At 68.5% G+C, this 5,071-nt stretch carries 4 protein-coding genes and 2 pseudogenes; all 6 read left to right on the top strand.

Annotation, left to right across the window (positions count from 1 at the left end; genetic code table 11):
• Positions 1-160 precede the first annotated feature (160 nt).
• On the top strand, positions 161-550 hold the full coding sequence (locus FM051_RS54420) for a group II intron maturase-specific domain-containing protein (protein WP_202919526.1): 390 nt from the start codon (positions 161-163) through the stop codon (positions 548-550).
• A gap of 278 nt (positions 551-828) precedes the next feature.
• Complete coding sequence (locus FM051_RS49605; protein ID WP_158854897.1) at positions 829-1,323, top strand: GNAT family N-acetyltransferase; 495 nt, start codon at positions 829-831, stop codon at positions 1,321-1,323.
• An 82-nt stretch (positions 1,324-1,405) separates the two neighbouring features.
• Positions 1,406-2,510 (top strand): annotated as a pseudogene (locus FM051_RS49600) (IS701 family transposase).
• Between the two features lie 301 nt (positions 2,511-2,811).
• A complete protein-coding gene (locus FM051_RS49595; protein WP_158854895.1) occupies positions 2,812-3,561 on the top strand; it encodes an SDR family oxidoreductase in 750 nt (249 codons plus the stop codon).
• 477 nt (positions 3,562-4,038) lie between these two features.
• Positions 4,039-4,878: a helix-turn-helix transcriptional regulator gene (locus FM051_RS49590; protein ID WP_158854893.1), complete on the top strand. Its 840-nt coding sequence runs from the start codon at positions 4,039-4,041 to the stop codon at positions 4,876-4,878.
• A gap of 66 nt (positions 4,879-4,944) precedes the next feature.
• Positions 4,945-5,071: pseudogene (locus FM051_RS49585) on the top strand (alpha/beta fold hydrolase); the annotation flags it as partial.

Genomic DNA, 5,071 nt, shown 5'->3' with positions numbered 1-5,071 from the left:
AGCGCGACCGCCTCGGCCCGGAACTCCGGCGGGTAGTGCTTCATCACCATCTGAACGGGACTCCTGTCCACCCGGATCGTCAGGATCCAAGTGTGTCTGGTGTCCAACATCCAGGGTCAAGTCCCAGGGGCTGGACTTCCTGGGCTTCCACAACCGGCTGGTGCGCGGGCGGACTCCCCGGTCGGCGCATCTGATCTTCCTTGCTCGCTGGCCCGCACACAAGGCGGTCCAGCGTGCCCGGGATCGGATCCGGTCTATTACGGCCCGGTCCCGGCTGCTGGTGCCGGTCGAGCAGATCGTGGATGAACTGAACGTGTTCCTCCGCGGCTGGGCGGGGTATTTCCGTTACGGGAACTCGGCCTTGGTGCTCGGCCAGATCAGGAACTATGCCCTGACCCGGCTCGCGTTGTGGTTGTCCAAGAGGGGCAACCGCCGCCGGGCGTGGGGATGGGGGATGACCAGGGTTCTGTTGTCTCCGAATCATATGGGTCTGATCAGCCTCGATGGGATAGTCGTCCCGCCCAGGCCCTTCCGGGCCTGGAAACGCTGAATGCCGCCGGTGAAGAACGTCGGTAAGCCGTGTGCGGGAGAACCGCATGCACGGTTTGACGGGCGGGAGCTGGAGACGGAGCGGACTGGCCACGGACACGAAGAAGAACAACCCGGCGGGAAACCGTTGGGCACCAATGGCTTCGTGACCTACCGCCAGGACACGCCACCGCGCCAGCTCCCGACCCTCCTAGATCGTTATGTGCCCTGGTCTTGGGGCTGTCTGCCACTGGCGGAAACTCAGGTGGCCTCAGCGCACGATCTGGGTAGAGTCGGGCAATGCCCGAGCTGAAGCGGCTGCATGCCGGCCACGCTCCGGCGGTCCTGGCCTTCGAGCTGGCGAACCGCACCTACTTCGCTGCCTCGATCTCCGACCGCGGCGACGACTTCTTCGACCAGTTCACCGACCGGTACAACGCCTCGCTGGCCGAGCAGGAGGCCGGCATCTGCGCCTTCTACGTGCTCGTCGCCGAGGACGGCTCGGTACTCGGCAGGTTCAACCTGTACGACTTGGAGGACGGCACCGCCAGACTCGGCTACCGGGTCGCGGAGCGGGTCGCCGGCCGCGGCGTGGCGACCGCGACCGTCCGGGAGCTGTGCCGGATGGCGACAGCGATGCACGGCCTGCTCACACTGCGGGCGGCCACCTCCCACGACAACGCCGCGTCCCGGAAAGTCTTGACCAAGGCCGGGTTCGTCCCGGTTGGCCCTGCCACCCCGGCCGATCTCGGCGGCAAGTCAGGCACTTGGTACCAGCGCGATCTCCGGCCATAGACCTTGATCTTGCTCGTGGGTCGGCTGCGGGAAGGCTGCGGCCACCGCTGATCATCGGTGTGTGAAGACTGACGATCTTGCGATGGCCGCAGGTCACAGCGTGGACCCTGCTCGCCGGCAGGAAGCGTTCGAGGGCCTGATGAGCCGGATGGCCGGCCGGTTCGCCCGGGTTGAACCCCGGCGTCGGGTACGGGATCCGATGCCGGGGCTGCTGTCGGACCTGCCACGCAAAAACTGTTGGAGCATCGCCGAGTGGGCCGGAGAGTCCACCCCGGACGGCATGCGGCACCTGCTCGGCCGGGCCCGATGGGATGCCGACGCCATGCGCGATGACGTGCGCGAGTACGTCCTGGAGCATCTGCACGACGAGGGTGCAGTGCTGGTGGTCGACGAGACCGGGGACGTGAAGAAGGGCACGCACACCGTCGGCGTCCAGCGCCAGTACACCGGCACCGCCGGGAGGATCGAAAACGCGCAAGTCGCTGTCTACCTCGTCTACGCGGGACTGCGCGGGCACGCGGCGGTGGACCGGGAGCTGTACATACCGCACTCCTGGACGCGCGACCCAGATCGCTGCCGAGCCGCGGGCCTGGACGAGGACACCGTCTTCGCGACCAAGCCGGAGCCGCCCGCCCGCGTGATCGGCCGATTTCTCGATGCCGGGCACCGCGCCGGCTGGGCCGCGGCAGACGAGGTCTACGGCGGCAACCCAAAGCTGTGCTCCGCGCGGGAAGAGCGCCAGGTCGGCTACGTGCTCGCCGTCGCCTGCTCACATGAAGCCACCACCGGCGCGGGGAAGTTCCGTGCGGATGCCCTGGCCGCGAAGGTGCCCAAGCGGGCCTGGCAGAAGCTGTCGGCCGGGGCCGGTGCCAAGGGGCACCGCTTCTACGACCGGGCGGTCATCGATCTGGCCGAACCCCGCCCCGGCAGCCGCCGGCTGCTGATCCGCCGCAACCGCACCACCGGTGAACTCGCCTGCTACCGCTGCTTCTCACCCGACCCGGCGCCCCGCACCTGACGGACTTATCCCGCTCACCTGCAACGAGATCCAGCGACTGTTCATCACCTTGGTCGTCCGGCCCGTGCGCGAGGCAGCCCACCGGCTCGCCTGGTCCGCCTGGCGACGCCGCCACCAGGCCCGAGCCCAAGCCAGCCATTACCGGCGACAAGCCGCGAATCAGACATGAAGATCACGATTTACGGCTGAAGCATTAACTACGCGGCCTTGGGTCAAGGCCCCTTGGGCCCCGGGGCGGTTGGACAGTTCTGTTCCCTGTGTCAGAAGGGGGAGCCAGTGTGGGCGCTTCCAGGGCTGCCCTCGGACGCCGCGACGCCGAAGCGACACCGGATCCGTTGGGTGGGACCACTCCACCAGGCAGAGACCGCCGATCCATGGATAAACCTTCCTCTCCCGCCCCTGCGCGGGCGCCCCTACGGTCGAGGCCGCGGGCGCTCACCGCCCCGCCGCAACGAAGGAGCGAGACCCCCATGAAGATGACCGGCAACACGATCCTGATCACCGGCGGCACCTCGGGCATCGGGCTCGGCCTGGCCCTGCGCCTGCACGAGGCCGGCAACAAGGTGGTCGTCGCCGGCCGGCGCAAGGAACTCCTCGACGAGATCACGGCTGAGCACCCGGGCATCGACGCGCTCGTCCTCGATGTCGCGGACCCCGACTCGATTGCCCTGGCCCGTGAGACCGTGGCAGCGAGCCACCCGGAGCTGAACGTCCTGGTCAACAACGCCGGCATCATGCTGCGGGAGAACCTCCTCGACCCGGCCGGACTCCCGGTCGCCGAGGACCACGTCATGATCAACCTGCTCGGCACGATCCGGATGACGTACGCCTTCCTGCCGCTGCTGGTGGGCAAGGACGACGCGGTCGTCATGAACGTCACCTCGTCGCTGGCGTTCGTACCGTTCCCGGTCACCCCGACCTACAACGCGACCAAGGCCGCGCTGCACTCCTTCTCCGAGAGCCTGCGCATCCAACTCGCCGGTGCTGACGCCGGCGTCCAGGTGGTCGAGGTGGTCCCGCCGGGCGTGCGCACGACCCTGCTGGGCCAGCAGGACGACGACCACGCCATGCCGTTGGACGACTTCCTCACCGAGACCCTCGACCTGCTGCGCGAGAAGCCCGACGCGAAGGAGCTTGTCGTCGAGCGCGCCAGGTTCATCCGCGACGCGGAGGCCAACGGCTCCTACGACAACGTCCTCGCCATGCTCAGCGGCATCTGACCGGCCTGGAATGACCGACGCGAAACACGGACGAAGACGACGAAGACACCGTCGAAACAGCACGCGGGCGGGCCCTGGGGGCACATCACGGACGAACGCGAGCTGGACCGCCTCGGGGAGGTCCTCACCGAAGACGCGGAACGGTAAGGAAGCGTCTTCGGCTTCGCCCCGGTCGTCGGACCGGAGGCGACCGGCTCCGTCCTCCTGAGTGCCGACGGGCACGCAAGCGCCCGTCACACGACGAACAGCGTCGTGTCGGCCGGGCCGAGCGACGAGGCCGGGGCGGTCCAAAGCGTTGGGCGTCACGGTCGGTGAATTTCCCAGCGGGTCATGCAGGCCAAGTGACCATCGGGTCGTCTCGCTGCGAGCGCCCTCGCCGTCGGCCGTATGAGCGGCTTCGCGCGGGTGGGAGAGGACTGCTCATCCATGGATCGGCGGTCCCTGGATAGTCGGGCGGGACGCGGCGAGGATGGGGGCATGGACAAGAAGGAACTGGCGGAATTCCTACGCCACCGGCGCGAGATGTTGCGCCCTCGCGACGTCGGGCTGGTCGAGGGGGCGCGCAGGCGTACGCAGGGGCTGCGCCGCGAGGAGGTCGCGCAGCTCGCCGGCATGTCCACCGACTACTACGCCCGGTTGGAACAGCAGCGTGCTCCGCAGCCCTCGGTCCAGATCACCACGGCTCTCGCCAGGGCGCTGCGGCTGACCCTGGACGAACGCGACCACCTCTTCGTCCTCATCGGACACAACGCCCCGGCCCGCTTCAACCGCTGCGAACATGTCAGCCCGACGCTGCTGCGGGTCCTGGACCGCCTGGACGACTCCCCGGCCCTGGTAACGACCGACCTGGTCGACACCCTCGCGATGAACCCGTTGGCCGTCGCGCTGCTCGGCGACCAGACCCGCCACACCGGTCTGGCCCGCAGCGGCTACTACCGCTGGTTCATGGACCCAGCCGAGCGTCTGGTGTTTCCCGAGGAGACCCACGAACGCCACGGCCGTGCCCAGGCAGCGCGCCTGCGGGCCGCGCTGACAGCGGGCAGCGACACCCCCCGAGCCGCCCGGATCCTCGCCGAACTCCAGGAACACAGCCCCGAGTTCGTCCGCATGTGGGAACTTCAGGAGGTCGCCCAACGCTACGACGACTGCAAGACCATCCTCCATCCCGAACTCGGCCGCATCGATGTCGACGCCCAGGTCCTGTTCACCGAGAACCGCGCCCAGACTCTGGTGGTGCTGACCACTCGCCCCGGCACGGAGAGCCACAGCAAGCTCGAACTGCTCTCCGTCATAGGGCACCAGCAGCTCACCCCCTGACGTCCTGGCTGGGAGGGGCGGGTCCAGGCTCGGTTCCGCGTCGTCAGCCTCGGGGCTATCCCATGACTCGACCTGCGCGAGGTCACGATGGTCGGGTTCTCCACCGGGGGCGGCGAGGTCGCCCGCTACATCGGCCGGCACGGTACCGCCCGGCTGGCCCAGGCCGTGCTGGTCAGCGCCGTGCCACCGTTGA

It is taken from the genome of Saccharothrix deserti, from assembly GCF_009769385.1.
Taxonomy (GTDB): domain Bacteria; phylum Actinomycetota; class Actinomycetes; order Mycobacteriales; family Pseudonocardiaceae; genus Actinosynnema; species Actinosynnema deserti.
The sequence above is the reverse complement of the archived record's forward strand: the minus strand, read 5'-3'. Positions and strand labels throughout refer to the sequence as shown.

Bases quoted from the DNA above. Each gene is read 5' to 3' on its own strand.
- FM051_RS49605 (WP_158854897.1), top strand. From the start codon at position 829: ATGCCCGAGCTGAAGCGGCTGCATGCCGGCCACGCTCCGGCGGTCCTG.
- FM051_RS49590 (WP_158854893.1), top strand. From the start codon at position 4,039: ATGGACAAGAAGGAACTGGCGGAATTCCTACGCCACCGGCGCGAGATG.
- FM051_RS49595 (WP_158854895.1), top strand. From the start codon at position 2,812: ATGAAGATGACCGGCAACACGATCCTGATCACCGGCGGCACCTCGGGC.